At 70.5% G+C, this 17,000-nt stretch carries 19 protein-coding genes and 1 tRNA gene; 4 read left to right on the forward strand and 16 right to left on the reverse strand.

Features of this window, described 5'->3' with window-relative positions:
* Positions 1 to 196 (reverse strand): hypothetical protein (locus KBX37_RS29325; RefSeq protein ID WP_210779124.1); only part of this gene is annotated, 196 nt, incomplete at its 3' end.
* 608 nt (positions 197 to 804) lie between these two features.
* Here KBX37_RS29325 and KBX37_RS29330 point away from each other — a divergent pair.
* Positions 805 to 880 (forward strand) — tRNA-Arg (locus KBX37_RS29330).
* 21 nt (positions 881 to 901) lie between these two features.
* Here KBX37_RS29330 and KBX37_RS29335 read toward each other — a convergent pair.
* From KBX37_RS29335 to KBX37_RS29370, 8 genes are all read right to left on the reverse strand, one after another.
* Positions 902 to 1,912 carry a site-specific integrase gene (locus tag KBX37_RS29335; protein ID WP_210779125.1) on the reverse strand — a complete coding sequence of 337 codons (1,011 nt, stop codon included), beginning with the start codon at positions 1,910 to 1,912 and terminating at the stop codon, positions 902 to 904.
* 146 nt (positions 1,913 to 2,058) lie between these two features.
* A complete protein-coding gene (locus tag KBX37_RS29340) occupies positions 2,059 to 2,274 on the reverse strand; it encodes an excisionase family DNA-binding protein (protein ID WP_210779126.1) in 216 nt (71 codons plus the stop codon).
* The gene (locus tag KBX37_RS29345; RefSeq protein WP_210779127.1) at positions 2,259 to 4,001 is read right to left on the reverse strand and encodes a replication initiator; all 1,743 of its coding nucleotides are present in this window, start codon (positions 3,999 to 4,001) and stop codon (positions 2,259 to 2,261) included. The genes KBX37_RS29340 and KBX37_RS29345 overlap by 16 nt, the downstream gene beginning before the upstream one ends.
* Positions 3,998 to 4,642, reverse strand: coding sequence for a GGDEF domain-containing protein (locus KBX37_RS29350; RefSeq protein ID WP_210779128.1), 645 nt, complete (start codon positions 4,640 to 4,642; stop codon positions 3,998 to 4,000). The genes KBX37_RS29345 and KBX37_RS29350 overlap by 4 nt, the downstream gene beginning before the upstream one ends.
* Positions 4,639 to 5,298: a DUF2637 domain-containing protein gene (locus KBX37_RS29355; protein WP_210779129.1), complete on the reverse strand. Its 660-nt coding sequence runs from the start codon at positions 5,296 to 5,298 to the stop codon at positions 4,639 to 4,641. Before KBX37_RS29355 ends, KBX37_RS29350 begins: the two co-directional genes overlap by 4 nt.
* Positions 5,295 to 6,725: an FtsK/SpoIIIE domain-containing protein gene (locus KBX37_RS29360; RefSeq protein WP_210779130.1), complete on the reverse strand. Its 1,431-nt coding sequence runs from the start codon at positions 6,723 to 6,725 to the stop codon at positions 5,295 to 5,297. Before KBX37_RS29360 ends, KBX37_RS29355 begins: the two co-directional genes overlap by 4 nt.
* 3 nt (positions 6,726 to 6,728) lie before the next feature.
* Entirely contained in the window at positions 6,729 to 7,187 is a 459-nt protein-coding gene (locus KBX37_RS29365) for a hypothetical protein (RefSeq protein WP_210779131.1), read from the reverse strand.
* An 88-nt stretch (positions 7,188 to 7,275) separates the two neighbouring features.
* Entirely contained in the window at positions 7,276 to 7,707 is a 432-nt protein-coding gene (locus KBX37_RS29370; protein WP_210779132.1) for a hypothetical protein, read from the reverse strand.
* A gap of 159 nt (positions 7,708 to 7,866) precedes the next feature.
* Between KBX37_RS29370 and KBX37_RS29375 the strand changes: the two genes are divergently transcribed.
* Together KBX37_RS29375 and KBX37_RS29380 are read left to right on the forward strand one after the other, a co-directional pair.
* The gene (locus KBX37_RS29375; protein ID WP_210779133.1) at positions 7,867 to 8,676 is read left to right on the forward strand and encodes a GntR family transcriptional regulator; all 810 of its coding nucleotides are present in this window, start codon (positions 7,867 to 7,869) and stop codon (positions 8,674 to 8,676) included.
* Positions 8,673 to 9,416, forward strand: a complete 744-nt coding sequence (locus tag KBX37_RS29380) for a PP2C family serine/threonine-protein phosphatase (RefSeq protein ID WP_210779134.1) — start codon at positions 8,673 to 8,675, stop codon at positions 9,414 to 9,416. The genes KBX37_RS29375 and KBX37_RS29380 overlap by 4 nt, the downstream gene beginning before the upstream one ends.
* Before the next feature lie 386 nt (positions 9,417 to 9,802).
* Here KBX37_RS29380 and KBX37_RS29385 read toward each other — a convergent pair whose 3' ends face one another.
* The 5 genes from KBX37_RS29385 to KBX37_RS29405 all read right to left on the reverse strand — a co-directional run bounded on the left by KBX37_RS29385 (position 9,803) and on the right by KBX37_RS29405 (position 13,362).
* The gene (locus tag KBX37_RS29385; protein ID WP_210779135.1) at positions 9,803 to 10,339 is read right to left on the reverse strand and encodes an alpha/beta hydrolase; all 537 of its coding nucleotides are present in this window, start codon (positions 10,337 to 10,339) and stop codon (positions 9,803 to 9,805) included.
* A 604-nt stretch (positions 10,340 to 10,943) separates the two neighbouring features.
* The gene (locus KBX37_RS29390; RefSeq protein WP_247659229.1) at positions 10,944 to 11,636 is read right to left on the reverse strand and encodes a DapH/DapD/GlmU-related protein; all 693 of its coding nucleotides are present in this window, start codon (positions 11,634 to 11,636) and stop codon (positions 10,944 to 10,946) included.
* A gap of 170 nt (positions 11,637 to 11,806) precedes the next feature.
* The gene (locus KBX37_RS29395; RefSeq protein ID WP_210779136.1) at positions 11,807 to 12,331 is read right to left on the reverse strand and encodes a GNAT family N-acetyltransferase; all 525 of its coding nucleotides are present in this window, start codon (positions 12,329 to 12,331) and stop codon (positions 11,807 to 11,809) included.
* A 261-nt stretch (positions 12,332 to 12,592) separates the two neighbouring features.
* Entirely contained in the window at positions 12,593 to 13,066 is a 474-nt protein-coding gene (locus tag KBX37_RS29400) for an SRPBCC family protein (RefSeq protein ID WP_210779137.1), read from the reverse strand.
* Positions 13,063 to 13,362 carry a metalloregulator ArsR/SmtB family transcription factor gene (locus KBX37_RS29405; protein WP_247659230.1) on the reverse strand — a complete coding sequence of 100 codons (300 nt, stop codon included), beginning with the start codon at positions 13,360 to 13,362 and terminating at the stop codon, positions 13,063 to 13,065. The genes KBX37_RS29400 and KBX37_RS29405 overlap by 4 nt, the downstream gene beginning before the upstream one ends.
* A gap of 198 nt (positions 13,363 to 13,560) precedes the next feature.
* On the opposite strand from KBX37_RS29405, the gene KBX37_RS29410 reads away from it, so the two are divergent.
* A complete protein-coding gene (locus tag KBX37_RS29410) occupies positions 13,561 to 15,342 on the forward strand; it encodes an adenylyl cyclase (protein ID WP_210779139.1) in 1,782 nt (593 codons plus the stop codon).
* 261 nt (positions 15,343 to 15,603) lie between these two features.
* On the opposite strand, the gene KBX37_RS29415 is transcribed toward KBX37_RS29410, so the two are convergent.
* Positions 15,604 to 16,200 carry an ATP-dependent Clp protease proteolytic subunit gene (locus KBX37_RS29415; protein WP_210779140.1) on the reverse strand — a complete coding sequence of 199 codons (597 nt, stop codon included), beginning with the start codon at positions 16,198 to 16,200 and terminating at the stop codon, positions 15,604 to 15,606.
* 139 nt (positions 16,201 to 16,339) lie between these two features.
* Positions 16,340 to 16,927, reverse strand: a complete 588-nt coding sequence (locus KBX37_RS29420) for a helix-turn-helix domain-containing protein (protein ID WP_210779142.1) — start codon at positions 16,925 to 16,927, stop codon at positions 16,340 to 16,342.
* Positions 16,928 to 17,000 lie beyond the last annotated feature (73 nt).

Raw genomic sequence — 17,000 nt, forward strand, 5'->3', positions numbered from 1 at the left:
AGCTGTCCAGGGCTGGCGAGATGCCGAGGCGTAGGGCGTTCTGCTGGGTCTTGAGGAAGCTGTCCAGGGCTGGCGAGATGCCGAGGCGTAGGGCGTTCTGCTGGGTCTTGAGGAAGCTGTCCAGGGCCGGCGAGATGCCGAGGCGCAGGAAGTTCTGCTGGGTCTTGAGGAAGGCGTCGAAGGGCCTCTCGGACACCTGACCGTCTCCCTTGCCTCGATGGACGGGCTCGGTCACAGTGAGCCGTCTGCCGATCCTACTGAACGCGCTTCCCGGAATCACCGATCAGGTGTCAGGGGGCACGCACAGCCGATTTGGTGCAATTCCCAAGCTGCCAGTTTCCTGACTCCAGCACGACGCCAACAGCCGCCACCGCTTGAACGTCCGCCACAAGCTAGCGGCGAGGCGAGGCGGGTAACGGCGGATGCACTCCTATGGATGAGATGGTCCAGGCTGCCGGAGGGCTCGGCGCTGATAGGTCCTGTCGCCAGCGGGGCGGCGACGAGTGGACGAGGACGGGAGTTCACTCTACCCATCGGGAGCCTGGCGGACCCCACCCTGGTGGCGGACCTTCGGGGCCTGTTGATCGCTGTTGCCCTGCTCGGAATCTGCTCGGTGAGTCGTAGGCACTGATGAGCAGCCTTGGTCAGCGCTAGGCAGCGACGGGCACGTAGCCGGGCCGGTCGACGATTGCATGCTCCATGTGTGCTCCGCCGGTCGGCGCAACGGCAGCCGCCACCGGTGGGCACGGGAGGGCACTCCTAGGTTCTCGCTGGTATCCGCTGGCAGGTAAGCTATGCCCTCGCGCCCTCGTAGCTCAGGGGATAGAGCATCGGTTTCCTAAACCGTGTGTCGCAGGTTCGAATCCTGCCGGGGGCACCAGGTCACAGCCTTGATCACCGATCATTGATCCGCCTTCCGGGGCTTACGTGCCCGCTGCGTGCCCGATCGCTTCGCTACCTTCGCCCTGCTCGCGTCCAGGTGCTGGGCGACCTCAGCGTCCCGGCCATCGACCGCACGGGCGTAGTGGCGGGTGGTCACGCTGGCGTTGGCGTGCCCGAGCCGACGAGCGGCCACCAGGACGCCATGCGAGTCCGCGACCCAGCTCGCGTGCGTCGCCCGCAGATCGTGAGGCGTCACGTCGACCAACCCAGCCGACCGCACCGCGACGTTGAAGCGGCGCCGGAAGCCGTGGTAGCTCTGCTGCCGGTCGCTGGTGTGCGCCTGCCGACCGGGGAAGACGAACACGTCCGGTCCATCGGGCAGCGTCACCAGGTGCTCGCGGAGCAGCTGCACGACGAACGCCGGCACGGCCAGCTCCCGCCGCTGGTGGTTCTTCGGGGTGTCAATGACCGGGCCGCCGGGCACCTGCGCCACCGCCTGGGCGACGGTCACCCGGCCCGCCCGGAAGTCGACGTGGCGGCGGCGCAGCGCGAGCGCTTCACCGATCCGCAACCCGCCGTAGGCCAGCAGCAGCACCAGCACTCGATCCGGCACGTCGCACGCGGCGGCGAGCTTGTCGACCTGGGCGACGGTCAGGATGGCCGGATCCGACTCCGGCACCCGAGGAAGCCGCACCGAACGGCACGGGCTCGACCCGATGATGTCGTTGTCGACGGCGGCCCGCATGATCTGCGACAGCAGCCGGTACGCCTGCCGCACCTGCGAGGCACTGAGCCGGTCGGACAAGTCACCGACCCAGCGGGCCACCAGGATCGGGCGCAACGAGGTCAGCGGCATGGCACCGAAGGCCGGCAGGACGATCCGGTCAAGGACCGACCGGTAGGTGTGGCGGGTCTTCGGCTTCCACGAGCGATTTGCCGAAACGAACCACTGCTCCGCCCACTCACCGACGGTCGTCCGCCGCGCATCCGGCAGCACCCACCGATCACGCGCGATGTCTCCCTCCGCCATCGCGAGGAACTGATCCGCCTCACGACGCGTGGCGAAAGTGCGAGGCGCAGAGTGATCCAGCCCGTCCGGTCCCCGGTAGCGAGCCTGCCAGCGCCCGGACGGCAGTTGCCGAACGCGGCCGAAACGGCGCTTCTTCGCGGGCGCCATCACGCCACCACCCGGCCATCGCGCCAGGTCAGTTCCGGCATCGGCTCGACCGTCCCGGCGGCGATGAACTCAGTAAGCGCAACCTCCGGGATGCGGACGTGGTGGCCGCCGAGCTTGACGTAGCGGATGCGCCGCTCGGCGATGAGCCGGCGGGGGAATCGCTCGGTGGTGCCGAGGCGAGCCGCGGCTTCTTTGACCGTCAGCAGCTTCTCCACTCGGTGGCCTCCTTCCCGGTCGTGTCCGTGTTGCCGGTTGCCGAAACGTCGGGCGGGTCGACGGCGGCACGTCTCGCGGCGTCGAGCTGGACGCGCCACTGGATGCGTTCGGAGATAGCCCTCAGGACCCGGTGCCCGAGCGGGGCGACGTCAGGGTCGGTGGGTTTGGCGAGTTCCCAAGCGTGCCGCTGCTCGCCGCCGGCCGGGGCGGTGGCGGCGTCGGTGGTGACGCCCAGGAGCGCCTTGACCCATTCGCGCCGGTCGGCCCGGTGGTCGGTCAGCGTCTTACCGGACCACTGCCGGGAGATCAGGACGCGGCGCCCACCGATGCCGAGGGTGTCGCGCTTGTGGACCTTGTTCTTGCAGTTGCCCGGCCGCAGCCCGGGTCGGGCCTTCTTCGGTTGGATGCCGTAGAGCAGCCAGTTCGCGCACCGCTCGGAGCACGGCGTGTGCCGCAGCTCCAACCAGAGCCGTTCCAGGTGTGCACGTTGCCGGCCGGTGGTCACGTCGTGGCAGTCGGCGGCTTGCTTAGTGAGGTACTTGGTGATGTAGCCGACGCAACGGTCAGCGTCTTTGGTCCCGGCGAGCACGCCCTTGGCGTCGACCTGGACGCCGAAGCGGACGACGTGGACGGGTTGGGCATCGGGGTCGGCGTCGACCAGGTCCAGGGCGTCATCCCACGTCGGCAGCAGCCGGCCCGATTCCGGGTCGGTGTAGCCGGCGGCGTCGGCGTCCCACTGCGGCGCCTGTCCCGGCTCGTAGAGCCGCTGGTCGACGGACGGCCACCACACCTGGTGGTAGGTGGCAGCGGCGACCTGGCGAACGAGTGCGCGGGGGATGGTGCCCCGGATGGCGAAGTGCGCGTGCGGAGCCAGCCGGCGCTGCGGCTCCACGGCACCGGCGTACTGGACGTTCCAACCGACCGCGCGGCGCAGGTTCTGCCAGAACCGGTCCAGCAGCCGCGGGAAGTGCACGGCATCCCAGGCCGCACGCCGGTAGTCGTAGGCGTCCGGATCGACCGGCGTGCCATCGGAGTGGACGCGCCCGTAGGAGCCGAGGGTGAGGGTCAGGAACATCGACGGCCGGAACACCTGCCCGCCGTGACCCTCGTAGGTCCGCCCAACGGTCCGGTTCTCCACCGGGAGGCGGGGCAGGTCCGGGGCGTCCTGCCGCCGCTTGGTGGAGCGCACCCGGCGCTTGCCGTCGCCGTCCTCCTGCTCCTCGCCGCCGTGCAGCGGAGCGGGGCGGCCCCGGAGTCCCTCGGTGGTGATCTGGCCTTCCAGCTCTGCGATGGCGTCATCGAGGTCGGCCACCTGATCCCACTGCGAGGCCCGTGCAGCCTCATCCCGGGCGAATTCCAGGTGGGCGCGGGCCACGATCAGGCCGCGTTGCGCCTCGGTGGCCGGCTGCGGTCCGGGGTCGGGTTCGTCGTCGCGGTGCCAGCCCTCCCGGATCTGCTGCTGCCGCAGCCGGCGGGCACGGGTGGCGCAGGCCGGGCACTTGGCTTCCTGCGTGGCGCCGCACGGCATGTCAATGACTTCAGTCTGCCCGCTGTCGAGGTCGGTGCGGCGCAGGGAGACGGGTCGGGTGCAGACGCCGTAGTCGGCGGCGAGGTCTTTGACGACGTCGACGGAGCGGGGCATGAGCATCCGGGCGGCCCGGGAGCCCGGCCTCGGCTCCACCACGGGGGCAGGGGCAGCGAGGCCGGGCAGCGGGGTGATGGTCATCGGCTCACCCCCAGCGACGGGGTGAGGTCGCGGACTCGCAGGGCGGGGCGGGGGTCAGTGGTGGCGTGGTCGTCGCGTAGCGGGTCGAAGGCGACGACGCCGGCTCGGGTGGTCTTGGCCCGGTACATGGCGGCGTCGGCGTCGGCCAGGGCGGCGGCGAGGCCGGACGGGCTGGCGGGGGCGAGCCCGATGCTGGCGGTCACCGACACCGACACCCCGGAAGGCAGGACGACGGGCGCGGCGATCGCGGCGGCCAGCTGGCGGGCAGCCATGGCCGGGTTCGCGTCGAGGATGAGTGCGGCGAACTCGTCTCCACCGAGCCGGGCGGCCACACCGTTGGCGGTGCGCAGGCGGTGGGCGACGGCGGTGAGGACCAGGTCCCCGGCGGCGTGACCGTGGGTGTCGTTGACGGGCTTGAAGCCGTCCAGGTCGACCACCAGCACCCACGGCCGCAGCGGGGCGAGCTGCTCCCAGCCGGCGGCGAGCCCGGCGCGGTTGGCGAGACCGGTCAGCGGGTCGCGCAGCGTGGCGCGGTGCAGGGCGTCCAGTTCGTAGCGGGCGATGTAGAGGCAGTAGCGGTGCCAGACGAACAGGGCGAGGCCGGCGACGAGGAACAGGCCGGAGAGCAGGTGGTCGGTCATCGGGTCATCTCTCCGATCAGCGGGACGCCGTTGCGGCGGGTGAAGGCGGCCGGCGGCACCGGAGCCAGCGGGACGACCGGGGCCGGGGCGGGACGGGTCGGTTCGACCGGGACCACGGCGGTCGGTTCCGGCGCAGGGGCGGGCGGAGTCGGCTGGACCGCAGGAGCGGGCCGCGTGACGGGGCGGGCGGACGGAGCCATAGCCGGCGGAGCGGGTGCCGCAGCCGGGGCGGGTTCGTCGGCCGGCGGTGCGGGGGCCGGGGCGGTGGTGAGGACGAGCTTGGACAGGCCCATGAAGGCCAGCGCCGGCACGGCCGACAGCAGCCAGCCGGACAGGCCCGGCTTGGCGACGGCGAGCTGCGCGGCCAGGGACAGGGCGACGGCGGCGACGAGCAGGAACATCGGGTACCGGATCGAGTCACCCGCACGGCGTCGGCGGCGGATGGTCAGCAGCGCGGCGACCGGGACCAACTCGCTGATGACGGCGTTGGCCCAGCCGAACCACGCCCCGGTACCGGCCGGGGAGTTGTCGAGGGTCCAGTCTTTGACGTGGGTGAAGGAGGCGGCCCCGGCGAAGCCGGCGACCAGGAGCAGGATGACGACGAGGAGCAGGCCCTCGATGCGATCGGCGCGGGTGGCGGTGGGGTGGGGCTTCATGCGGCACCGTCCAGGATCTCGCCGTCGATGACCCGCAGCCGGCCGTAGGTGTGCGCCATGTCGCGGATCTCGTCATCGGTCAGGTAGGAGAACCGGACCCGCATCGGGGTCGGGTCACCGTCGATGACCACGAAGCCCACGCCGGGGAGGGACTGCGGGATGCGGTCACACAGCGCGCCTCGGTCCCGCATCCCTTCACCTAGCACCAGGTCGACTTGCGCGGCCTCAGCCAGCCGCAGTCCGATCCGGGTGGGGAACAGGTCGCGGAACGGCAGCACCTCCTTGCGCGGGTCCTGGATCGCGGCGACCACGTGCACGCCGACCGCCCGCCCCTGACTGAGCAGGATCGACAGGGCGGCCTTGATGCGGTCTTTGAGCTGCCGATCGGTGAGGTAGGCGGTGAGGTTGGCCAACTCATCGATGACCAGGACGATCAGCGGCTCATCGGGCGTCGGGGTGTGCTGGCGGGTCCGGCCGTAGAGCTTGCCGGCGCGGTCCTTGGCCACAGTGGCGGCTTCCTCGATCAGCTCGCACATCGCGGCGTAGTCCTTGCGGGCAAAGCGGGTGAACATCGGCGCGCCCATCCCGAGTTCCATGCCGCCCTTCGGGTCCAGGCCCCAGATCTGCACCAGGCCGGAGGCGACCCCGGCGGCCAGGGATCGGACCACGGACCAGATCACGGAGCCCTTCCCCGCTCCGGTGGCGCCCACGACGAGGACCTGTGTGCCGAACAGGCGCAGGTCGTAGCCGTCGCCGTCCTCGCGCTTGCCCACGGGCAGCGCGGTGAACTCCGGCACCGCCGGCACCGGGACCGGGCGGACCAGCTTTGCCAGGGGGTCGCCGCGGAACAGGTGCAGCAGCACCACATCGGGCCGGTTGCCGGGTGCGGCCTTGACCTGCCGGACACCGAAGGTGTGGGCGAGGCGTTCCGCGACGCGGGCGAAGTCGTCGGGGATCTGCCCGGTCACCATCCGCACAGTCACCATGTCCACGCCCGAGGAGCAGCGGACCCGGCGCAGCACCGGCAAGACGGTGTGCGAGTCGAACGAGACGGCCAGCTTGGCGGTCACCATGGCGGCGTGCCAGTTGCGCCGGTAGACCATGCGGCGGTAGCGGGACAGGACCGGCCACCAGCCGAACCGCAGCCACGACGACCGGTGCCCGAACGCCCACCCCATCGAGCCGGCGGCGATCAGGACGACGACACCGACCGGCCCGGCCCACCCGAACCGCAGATACAGCCAGCCGAAGAACACCGCCGGGACGGTGACGTACCAGAAGCGGATGAGCACCAGGACCAGGCGGCCGAGCGCCTTGGCTGTCCACCACGACAGCGCCAGCCACATCGGGATGCGGACGAACGGGGTACGGACATTGATCGGAGCGCCCTCGATCCGGTCCCCCCGGATCACGTTGACCAGCGGCATCCCTCAGCCCTCCCCAACAGCGGCGGCGAACAGGGAACCCTGCCCCGGCGTGCCGGGACGACGACGCACCACCCGGCGACGCACCGGCATCCGGGCCGGACCGAGGGCGGCCAGGTCCACCGGCCCGAATTCCGGAGCGGGAACGTGACGGGTCATGGTCGGCAGCCACCGGCCCCGACCGAGCACCGCGCGCAGGTCGACGCGGTCTGAGACGTGCGGGGCGATGAGGTCCGGGTCGAGGTGCCGCAGCTTGACGACCGTCCGTGCCAGGGCGGCAGCGGCGGCCGAGATCTCGACCAGCGCGGCCACGCGGACGGCGTCGGCGGGAACGGTGGTGTAGACCTCGCGGGCGACCCGGATACCGGGACCAGCGAGGCGCATCACCGTGCGGCGGTGGGTGGTGCGGCGGGGTGCGGGGCGCGGGTTCCCGACGATGCGGGCAGCGTCAGCTAGCGTGGGCATCAGCCCAACTCCTTCCAGGAGAACGGGTCAGTGCGCGGGGCGGGAGTCGTCTTGGCGGAGGAAGCCCGCCCCGCGCGTCGAGATCTGGTCAGGCCGCCTGGTTCGGCGCGGCGGCGGTGGGCTCGGTCATCTCCCCGGCGCGGATCGACCACGCCTGACGCGCCCGGCACTTCCCCGAGCCCTTGCACCGCTGCGAGTCGACATACGGCGTCAGGGTCACGTCGGTGAAGTGGACCGCCGGCGGGTAGCCGGGGATCTTCGACGCCGGCGGCACCGGCTGCACCGGGGCGGCGATCTTCACCTTGACCTCCTTGGTTCCGCCGAACTTTCCGGCCTCCGGGTCCAGGTCCAGGACCTTGACCACCCACAGGCGCTCGCCCGTGTCCTTGTCACGTGCCTGGTCGTCGCCCTGGCCGCGCTTGTCGAAGTCCGTCACCGGCTCCACCCCGAGGCACAGCGCGCCCTGCGGGAAGACGTAGTCGAACGGAACCGGCACCTTCAGTGCGTTTGGAACAGCCACCTCGGCTCACTCCCTCTTGTCGCGGGACGCCGTCGAGTCCTTCCGAGACCGGCACCCGCATCGGATTGTCTTGGGATAATCAGGTACCGATAGTCTGGGGACAATCGAGGGCGCTGTCAAGGATTGTCTTGGGATAATCGCGCAGGAAGAGGTACCGACATGCCCGTGCACTCGCGCTACCAGGACATTGCTTCCAAGATCCGCGAACGGATCGAAGCTGGAGAGTGGGAACCGGGCAGCCGGCTTCCTCGCTTGGACGACTTCGCAACCGAGTACGGCGCCAACCGCGACACCATCGGCCGGGCTATCGCTGTGTTGGAAACAGAGGGCTACGTCTGGGCGGTGCAGGGTCGCGGAATCACCGTGCGATACGGCACCATGCGCCCGCGCCGTCCTCGTGGTGACCTGGTCAAGCGCAACGAGCAGGCCACCGGCTACTCGTTTCCCTCCGCGAGCAGCCAGGAGGTGTGGGTCCGTCACGGGGAGGCGGTCAACGCCCCCGCACCGCTCAACGATCCCCGCATTGCCAAGCTGCTAGGCGTCGCGCCGGGCACCCAAGTGCTGCGCCGGTTCCGGGTGACGGGACCAGCTTCCGAAGCGCCATTTCAGATCAACATCTCGTGGATTCACCCACGAGTCGCGGACGTCGTCGCCGACGTAGACGCCAACCCGGCGGCCGGTGAGTGGCTGTACCGCATCGAGAAGGCCGGCCACTGGCCGATCAGTTGGATGGAGCTCCACCGAGCGCGCATGCCGAGCAAGGACGAGGCCGCGCTGCTCGACATCCCGACGAGCCTGCCCGTCCTAGAGATCGTGCGGGTGGGCACATCAGGAGCGGACAAGAAGCCGGTCGAGGTCACCGAGTACGTCGTCGCCAGCGACCGTGTTGAGACCGTGCACATCCTGCACCGGGACGAGAACGCCCGTGAACCGTGGCCTGACGATGACACGTCGGCAGGTCAGGCATGACTTCGGAACCCGTCGTGCACGCGGCAAGCAGGACTCACGTGGGCCTCGTCAGGCGACGCAACGAGGACTGCTTCTACCAGGGCCGATGGCTCTACGCAGTCGCCGATGGCCTTGGTGGACACGTCGCCGGTGACATCGCCAGCACAACGGCAATCAACGCCGTGAAGGCGTACGACCAGCTGGTGTCAGCGGCAGACCTCGCCGATCTGCTCGGAAGGGCGATCAACGACGCCAACAACGCGCTTCGTCAAAGAGTCCGCCAAGAGCCTGAGCTGGCAGGCATGGGAACCACGATGATCGCCGCCCTGTGGTCAGGCGACACCGCAGTCCTGGCGAATGTCGGCGACTCCCGCGCATATCTGATGCGCGACTTCCGAGCCGCGCACAGCCCGTTGATACGAGTCAGTGAGGACCACATCTATCGGCACCTCGTGTCCGACGCGGGGGACGTGCCGGACCTGCCTGAGAAGCTGTCGCGCTTCCTTGACGGGCGAACCGACGGTCGGTCACCGGATCTGACCGTCGTGCAGCTCCGCGCTGGTGACCGGTTGCTGTTGTGCTCGGATGGGCTGAGTTCGTACGTGCCGGCGGACCTTATCCGCAGTGCCCTCAACTCGGCTGACAGCCCGCCACACGTCGCCGACGCGCTCATTGCCACCGCCATCGATCATGGCGGGCACGACAACGTCACGGTGATGGTCATCGACATCGCGGGCCAAGCACTCGACAGACGCCGCTGATCGGTCACCGAGGGACAACGGGCACTGTGAACCCACTGCCGAATTCCGCTCTATCGAATCAAGGCGGCCCGCAAGCGGGCCGCGCCGGCCGGGCCCCGGCCTGCTGGCGACCTCCGGCCGGCATCGGCCGGGCCGGCCGGCCATGCTGACGGACGAGAGCCTAAAAGACCTCGGGGCTCCGCCCCGAACCCCGACCCTCCTCAGAGATGCCGCCGCGGATCACCTCGCCGGGCACCACAAGGGCTACCAGCCTCCCCGGACGGGGACCAGGTCGTTCGTCCAGTAGGGCGCTCCACCTGGTCCCCGTCCGGGGAGGCTGGACGGTCTACGACTGCCCGACGAGGAGATCCGCTTCTAGGTACCAGCAGCGATGCGGGACCGGGTGACTAGCTCGGCCAGTCAATAGCGTCGAGGAATTCCTCCACGGCGACCACGACTTGACTGAGCACCGCGATCGACTCGGTAAGCGGGCCGGGTACGTACATGCCGTGATCCGCGCCTTCCACCTCTAGCACGTGGGGCGTCAGCCGGCGGGCGATGTCACCGTCCCATCTTTTGTCGGCAGTGCCACCCACGAGTAGGAACGGCGCGGTCGCACGGTCCAACGCATCGGCCACCCACGGCAGGTCGAGCAGGGGCGTGAGCCACACGGCGGGCAAGGATCTTTCGGCGGCGATCGCTGCCGCGTTCGTGCCGAGCGACTTGCCGATCAGCAGTGGGCGACCGCCGATGGTGTCGATCAGCGGAACCACCTCATCGCCGACCCAGCTCTCGATTTGGGGCTGACCGGCCGCCGGAAACTTCTGGGACCACGAGTACCGATGTACCGTTGCGCCCCGCTGCTCCGCCACATCGCCGGCGTACATAAGCAGGGGAGCGCCGGGCCCGAACCTACCGCCGGGAATCACGACAGCGTCAGCCATGCGGGCGACCTTAACTCAAGGCAGGTCCAGCGTGCAGTCCGCGTGCGACAGGGGCGGCATCGTCGGGCCATTCACGGGCCACAACGCGGTGTCAGTAGGGGGCACAACAGGCCAGGTGAGACCATGCCGGCAAGGGGAAACGCTGGCACAAGGTCCAACGTTGTCCAATTCCCAAGCTGTTCCTGGGTCCCTTCGGGGCGCCGCACATGCGGGAAAATGGACACGCCAACCGCCCCGAGGCCCGTAATCAAAGCCGTGGCGCGGGGTGGGAGCACGGCGGGCCATAGCTGTTACCTGCAGTTTGTCACTCTGGCCGTCGGCTGGGGAGCCCATTTTCGGGTCTGACAGTCGCGTGCCCCTTGCGTGCCCGTTCGGATGGGTGACGGCGGTCAGCGGCGGTCAGCTCCTGGACGTGGCGGTCAGCGTGGCGAAGCAGGTCAAGGGCAGGTCGCTGCCGTGCGACTTCCGGCCGTGTCCACACTTCCTAAACCGTGTGTCGCAGGTTCGAATCCTGCCGGGGGCACCTCGATGATCAGCCAGGACACGTTGTAGCCGTCCTGGCAGGGCTAGATGTTGCTGGCCATGACGTTGTTGGCAGCGGGGGTCACCACCGTCGGTGCATGGTTGCCTTGGTGCCGGTCACCAGGCTTGCCGGCGGAACGTCATCGGCCACGACCGCGCCGGCGGCGACCACGGCATCACGGCCAATGCTGACGCCGGGCAGGATCGTGGCACCGGCGCCGATCCACACGTTCTCCGCCACGTCGATGGGCGCGCCGGTGAGGTACAGCCGCCGCTCCTCAGGATCGACCGGGTGGCCGCTGGTGATAAACGTGACCTTCGGGCCGACCATCACGCGCTCGCCGAGCCGGATGCCGGCGTAGTCCAGGAACGTGCAGTTCTGATTGATGAACACGCGCTCGCCGAGGTCGAGGTGGAGGCCGTGATCCGTGTAGAAGGGCGGATAGATCGTGACTCTCGTCGGCAGTGGCTTGCCGAGGATCTGTTCGAACAGTTCCGCTTTGCCTGCTTCGTCGTCGAAGGGCAGGACGTTCAGGCGGGAGGTGAGCTCGGTGACCCGTAGGACCCTCTCGGCCATGGCCTGGAACTCGGCGCTGTGGATGCGCATGAGACGGTCGCTGGACATGCCACGACCCTTTCTGGTGTCGAAGGTGGCCCGGTCACCGAAGCACGTGTCATCAGCCCGGGAGACTAGCAGCGGCACGCCGTCAGCCCCGCCCTGCGCGGTCGCCGGCAATCGATAGATCCAGGGCTCGGCAGACAAGATCCGGAACATGCGTGGAATGATCAAGCGGATCGCTGGGGAGCCGTCGGGCGAATGTCCTGGTAGGAGGAGGGCGCACGCCAACCTCCGTGGTCCCCGATGGTGCTCTCGTTGACCCGGCCCGGGACGGCGGGCAGGACTGAGGCTGCCCGCCGAGATCCTCCCCAAGGGCCCGCCTGTCGCTAGAGCTTGATCCAGTACCGCCGTGCGGTGCCGAGTTCGGTGTCCTGGACGTCCTCGAGGACACCGCCGTGGTGCTCGATCGTCCTCGCCGAGGCGATGTTGTCCACCTCGCAGGTGACCAGCACCCGATCCAGGCCGAGCGCCCGTGCCTCGCCGAGCATCCGGCCCAGCGCCCAGGTGGCCAGCCCTCGCCGGCGCGCGGACGGCCGGATGCCGTACCCGACCTGGCCGCCGACCCGCAGCAGGAAGTCGTTGAGTTCATGCCGCAGGGCGATCCCGCCGAGCACCCGCTCGCTCTCGACGATCCACCGGTACGTGCACGGCACCCGACCGGCATCGTGCGCCTTCGCCGGTTCCGACTCGGCCTCCAGCCGGGCCACCCACGTCGCGAACCCGCTGGGCGAATCCATCTCGTCGGACGGCAGGAGTCCGAAACCGTCCTCGTGGGCGCCGGGACCCCACTCGTCCTGTGCCTCGAGCCAGGCTGCGTGCAGGCGGACGGTGGGCGCGATCAGCTCGGGCATGCGGCGACGGTAGCGGTCCACACAGCGCACTGGCACAGGGTCGAGCGTCAGGGGAGCGGCGACTTGGCGGACGGCGAGGTCGACGAGGCGATGTGCCGGGCGCTCGACATCGTGCGACACGGGCCGGACGCGCCGTACCTGCACGACGACGAGCAGGTGCGCGGGTGGCCAGCCTGGAGTTCCGGTGCGACCTCACCGCTGAGGGACCCGAGAGGCAGCAGGGCCGGTTCGGCGCGCCGAACCGACCCCGCAGCGCGCCGGTCAGACGGTCGCCGCGTACAGCCGCAACCCGGCCGGCCAACCACCCTCACCGGCCACCGCGTCCCGGACGCCCTCCCAGCCGGTCCCGTGCGCGTCGAGCTGGTCGTGGACCAGGTCGACCCGGGTGCCGGTCTCGATGGGGGTGAAGGTGACGGTGACCCGGCTGCCGGTCGCGTCCTGCGGCGGAACCTTCCAGTCAGGGCCGATCAGCCAGGCGAACGCGAAGGTGCGCGGCGGATCCCAGGCGAGGACCGTGCCCCAGACGCAGACCTCGCCGGCGTCGTTCTCCTCCCAGAGTCGTCCGCCGACGTGCGGGTCGATGCCGACCTGCTTGAGTTCGCCGGGCAGCAGGTGGTGCGAGCGTTCCCACCAGCGGTCCATGCCGGCGGTGAAGACGGTGAAGGCGTGCTCGGGCGGGGCGGCGACCTCGACGCTGGTGCGTACGACGGTCCCTCCGGTGGTCTCGGTTGTCACGGTGCCTCCTCGGGCGGTTGCTCCACGGCCTGCGCGAACGCGGCCAGGGCGTGGTTCCAGAACTGGTCGAAGTAGCCGCGTACGGCGGCCAGGCCCTGCGGGTCGAGTGCGTGGACGCGGCGGGTGCCCACCGGGGTGGACGAGACGAGTCGGGCTTCCTTGAGGACCTTGAAGTGTTGCGAGACCGCGGGACGGCTGACCGGCAGCTCGGCCGCGATCTCGGCGACGGAACGGGGGCCGGCGGCGAGCAGTTCGAAGACGGACCGCCGGGTCGCGTCGCCCAGGGCGTCCAACATCCGCCCTTGGTAAGTGGCCACGAACGGTAAGTCTAGGCTTTCCGATACCCCTGTCAAGGGCCGCCCCCTCTGGCGCGATCGGGCACGGCGGGGTAGAAACAAGCTCATTCCCCACCCATGTCAGCCCCGATGCCGCCCACGTCGCTGAGAGAGCGCTCTCACGGCACCGATCGGCAGCCCACACCGACAGGTAGGTCGATGACAGCCCACCTCCAACCGTCCCGTCGGCAGCTCTTCACCCTCGCTGCCGCGACCGCCGCCGCGGCGGGACTCGCCCCCGCCTCCGCCGCCTCCGCCGCTCCCGCACGACACCACGAGGACGAGCCCGACTTCGGCCCGAACGTCTTCGTCTACGACCCGAGCACCCCGGCCGCCGAGATCCAGTCCACCGTGGACCGGCTCTTCGCCCGGCAGGAGCACAACGAGATGGGCACCGACCGGTACGCGGTGCTCTTCAAGCCCGGCCGCTACGAGGTGAACGCCCGCCTGGGCTACTACACGACCGTGGCCGGCCTGGGCGAGCACCCCGACGACGTGGAGATCCATGGCGCGGTACGCGTCGTCGGCCAGCCCGACCCGAACTCCCCGGCCGGCATCTCCGCGCTGACCAACTTCTGGCGCTCGGCGGAGAACCTCGCCATCACCCCGACCGACTGGTCGAACCAGTGGGCCGTCTCCCAGGCGTCGCCGATGCGTCGGGTGCACGTCAAGGGCATCCTCTGGCTGGAGCCCGGCAACGGCGGCTACTCCAGCGGTGGCTTCATCGCCGATTCCAAGGTGGACGGCATCACCATCAACGGCTCCCAGCAGCAGTGGCTGACCCGCGACAGCGAGCTGGGCGGCGACTGGACCAACGGGGTCTGGAACCAGGTGTTCTCCGGCGTGCTCGGCGCGCCCGCCCAGGGCTTCCCGAACCCGCCGTACACCACGTTGCCGACCAGCCCGGTGACCCGGGAGAAGCCGTATCTGTTCGTGGACGCCGCCGGCCGCTGGCGGGTCGCCGTGCCGGGGCTGCGCCGCGACACCGCCGGCACCAGTTGGGCGGCCGGCGGCGGGACGACCCGCCCGCTGCCGCTGCGGGACTTCTTCATCGCCTGTCCGACCCACGACGCGCAGCGGATCAACCGCGAGCTGGCTCGCGGCCGGCACCTGCTGCTCACCCCGGGCGTCTACCGCCTGGACCGCGCGCTGCGGGTCATCCACCCGGGCACCGTGGTGCTCGGCCTCGGCATGCCGAGCCTCGCCCCGACCGGCGGCGACGCCGCGCTACGGGTCGCCGACGTCGACGGCGTGCGCATCGCCGGCATCCTGGTCGACGCCGGCGAGACGGAGTCGGACGTGCTGGTCCAGATCGGCCACCGGCACCCCCGCCGCGACCACGCCGACGACCCGATCTCGGTGCAGGACGTCTTCATCCGCATCGGCGGGCCCTGGGTCGGGCGCGCGCGGACCAGCCTGGTGGTGGAGAGCGACCACACGCTGATCGACAACGTCTGGGCCTGGCGCGGCGACCACGGCAACGGCATCGGCTGGACGGCCAATACCGCCGGCACCGGGGTGATCGTCAACGGCGACGACGTGACGGCGTACGGGCTCTTCGTGGAGCACCACCAGCGCTACCAGACCATCTGGAACGGTGAGCGGGGCCGGACGATCTTCTACCAGAGCGAGCTGCCCTACGACCCGCCGAGCCAGGCCGCCTGGACCAGCCCCACCGGCCGGGGCTGGGCGTCCTATAAGGTCGGCGACCGGGTACGCGAGCACGAGGCCTGGGGGCTGGGCGTCTACTCCTACTTCAACCAGGGCGTGGACATCCGCTGCGACCGGGGGATCGAGGCGCCGCGCCGGCCCGGGGTCCGCTTCCACAACATGGTGACCGTCTTCCTCGACGGCAGTGGCGGCATCGAGAAGACCGTCAACGAGGTCGGCACCCCGGTCGTGGGCAGCTACGGCACCAGCCCGGTGATCAGTTACCCGTGAGCACGGCGCGCGGGCGACCACGCGGCGGTGACCGCCCGTCCCCATACCGGGGGCGGGCGGTCATGTAACACGATTCGCTCCGAAAGCGCTGCGCCTTCTTGCTCAGCGGCGCGGCGATGCCCGGCATAGGCTCGAAATGCACCGAGGATCGCAGGTCACGGCCGGGCGGACGCGATCGAGGGGGCGAGTCCGCTCCGGGCCGGGACCGTCGGTGTCCATGCAATCGCGTCAGCGCGGGGGCCACCGCTCGTCGCCCGCCGGTCAGCCGGCGAGCTGGTCCACCCGGGCGATCACCTGGTCGATCAGGCCGTAGTCGCGGGCCTGCTCGGCGGTGAACCAGCGGTCCCGGTCCCAGTCGCGCTGGATTTCCTCCAGGGTGCGACCACTGTGCTGGGCGATCAGCTCGTGCATGGTCCGCTTCACGTGCAGCATGTTCTCCGCCTGGATGGTGATGTCGGCGGCGGTGCCACCCATCCCACCGGAGGGCTGGTGCATCATGATCCGCGAGTGCGGGAGCGCGAAGCGCTTGCCCGCCGCGCCGGCGCAGAGCAGGAACTGCCCCATCGACCCGGCGAAGCCGAGCGCCAGCGTGGCCACGTCGTTCTGCACGTAGCGCATGGTGTCGTAGACGGCCATCCCCGCGCTCACCGAGCCGCCCGGCGAGTTGATGTAGAGGAAGATGTCCCGCTCGCTGTCCTCGGCGGCGAGCAGCAGGATCTGCGCGCAGATCTGGTTCGCGGTGGCGTCGGTGACCTCGGTGCCGAGGAAGACGATCCGCTCCCGCAGCAGCCGCTCGAAAACGTGGTCCCCGAAGGTCGGCTGACCGCCGTCCAGCATGCGCACGTCGTACCCGATCATCGCGACCGCCCTCCAGACTGGCGCCGGCGGGCGAGGAGCACCGCCCGGGAACCGGCGTCTCCAGCCTGCGCCCGGCGCCGGTCGCGGCCCCAGGATTTCTGCCGGCGGCAGATCGGCCGACGGCAGAACCGCGGCCGGCCTACACCGCGGTCAGCCGCCGCCGGCCCGTTCGGGCCCGGCGGCGGGCCAGCATCCTGGAGGTACGCGGGCCGGGGCGCCCGGCCGGCGCGGAGGCGATCAACCGGACCCGCAGCCCCGCCCCGCCGACGGTCGACCCGACGGGCGACGCCGGACCGCCGACGTGCAGGAGCGGCCCGCCCAGCCGCAGCACCGGCCCGGCCGGGTGCCGGAAGGAGGTCGGGGCGGCCGACACCGGCGGCGTCGCCCCGGCGGGCTGGAAGCCGATCCGGACAGTCGGGCCGGTCTCGCCGCGGGCCGCCGGCACCCGGTCCAGCCGGGACAGGGCGGCCCGGGGCGCGGCGGGGATCCGCCGTTCGACCCGGCGCAGGTCGTCGCGGGCCTCTTCGAGCAGGTCGGACAGGTTGATGCCGAGGGCGCGGCAGATCGCGGCGAGCACCTCGGAGGAGGCTTCCTTGCGCCCCCGCTCCACCTCGGAGAGATAGGGCAGCGACACCCCGGCCGCCTCGGCGACCTCGCGCAGCGTCCGGCCCTGGCGCAGCCGTAGCCGGCGCAGGACCCCACCGATCACCCGGCGCAGCAACGACATGCGGGCCTCCTCGCGGTCGGCGTCGGCGGAACTTTCCCCCATCATGCCCGTCGTCGTGCCCCCCCACCCCCCC

Source organism: Micromonospora sp. U56 (assembly GCF_018070095.1).
Classification (GTDB): domain Bacteria; phylum Actinomycetota; class Actinomycetes; order Mycobacteriales; family Micromonosporaceae; genus Micromonospora; species Micromonospora purpureochromogenes.

Coding starts and splice junctions, on each gene's coding strand:
- KBX37_RS29335 (WP_210779125.1), bottom strand. CDS start 1,912: ATGGCGGAGGGAGACATCGCGCGTGATCGGTGGGTGCTGCCGGATGCG.
- KBX37_RS29345 (WP_210779127.1), bottom strand. CDS start 4,001: ATGACCATCACCCCGCTGCCCGGCCTCGCTGCCCCTGCCCCCGTGGTG.
- KBX37_RS29350 (WP_210779128.1), bottom strand. CDS start 4,642: ATGACCGACCACCTGCTCTCCGGCCTGTTCCTCGTCGCCGGCCTCGCC.
- KBX37_RS29355 (WP_210779129.1), bottom strand. CDS start 5,298: ATGAAGCCCCACCCCACCGCCACCCGCGCCGATCGCATCGAGGGCCTG.
- KBX37_RS29360 (WP_210779130.1), bottom strand. CDS start 6,725: ATGCCGCTGGTCAACGTGATCCGGGGGGACCGGATCGAGGGCGCTCCG.
- KBX37_RS29365 (WP_210779131.1), bottom strand. CDS start 7,187: ATGCCCACGCTAGCTGACGCTGCCCGCATCGTCGGGAACCCGCGCCCC.
- KBX37_RS29375 (WP_210779133.1), top strand. CDS start 7,867: ATGCCCGTGCACTCGCGCTACCAGGACATTGCTTCCAAGATCCGCGAA.
- KBX37_RS29380 (WP_210779134.1), top strand. CDS start 8,673: ATGACTTCGGAACCCGTCGTGCACGCGGCAAGCAGGACTCACGTGGGC.
- KBX37_RS29385 (WP_210779135.1), bottom strand. CDS start 10,339: ATGGCTGACGCTGTCGTGATTCCCGGCGGTAGGTTCGGGCCCGGCGCT.
- KBX37_RS29390 (WP_247659229.1), bottom strand. CDS start 11,636: ATGTTCCGGATCTTGTCTGCCGAGCCCTGGATCTATCGATTGCCGGCG.
- KBX37_RS29395 (WP_210779136.1), bottom strand. CDS start 12,331: ATGCCCGAGCTGATCGCGCCCACCGTCCGCCTGCACGCAGCCTGGCTC.
- KBX37_RS29405 (WP_247659230.1), bottom strand. CDS start 13,362: ATGTTGGACGCCCTGGGCGACGCGACCCGGCGGTCCGTCTTCGAACTG.
- KBX37_RS29410 (WP_210779139.1), top strand. CDS start 13,561: ATGACAGCCCACCTCCAACCGTCCCGTCGGCAGCTCTTCACCCTCGCT.
- KBX37_RS29415 (WP_210779140.1), bottom strand. CDS start 16,200: ATGATCGGGTACGACGTGCGCATGCTGGACGGCGGTCAGCCGACCTTC.
- KBX37_RS29420 (WP_210779142.1), bottom strand. CDS start 16,927: ATGTCGTTGCTGCGCCGGGTGATCGGTGGGGTCCTGCGCCGGCTACGG.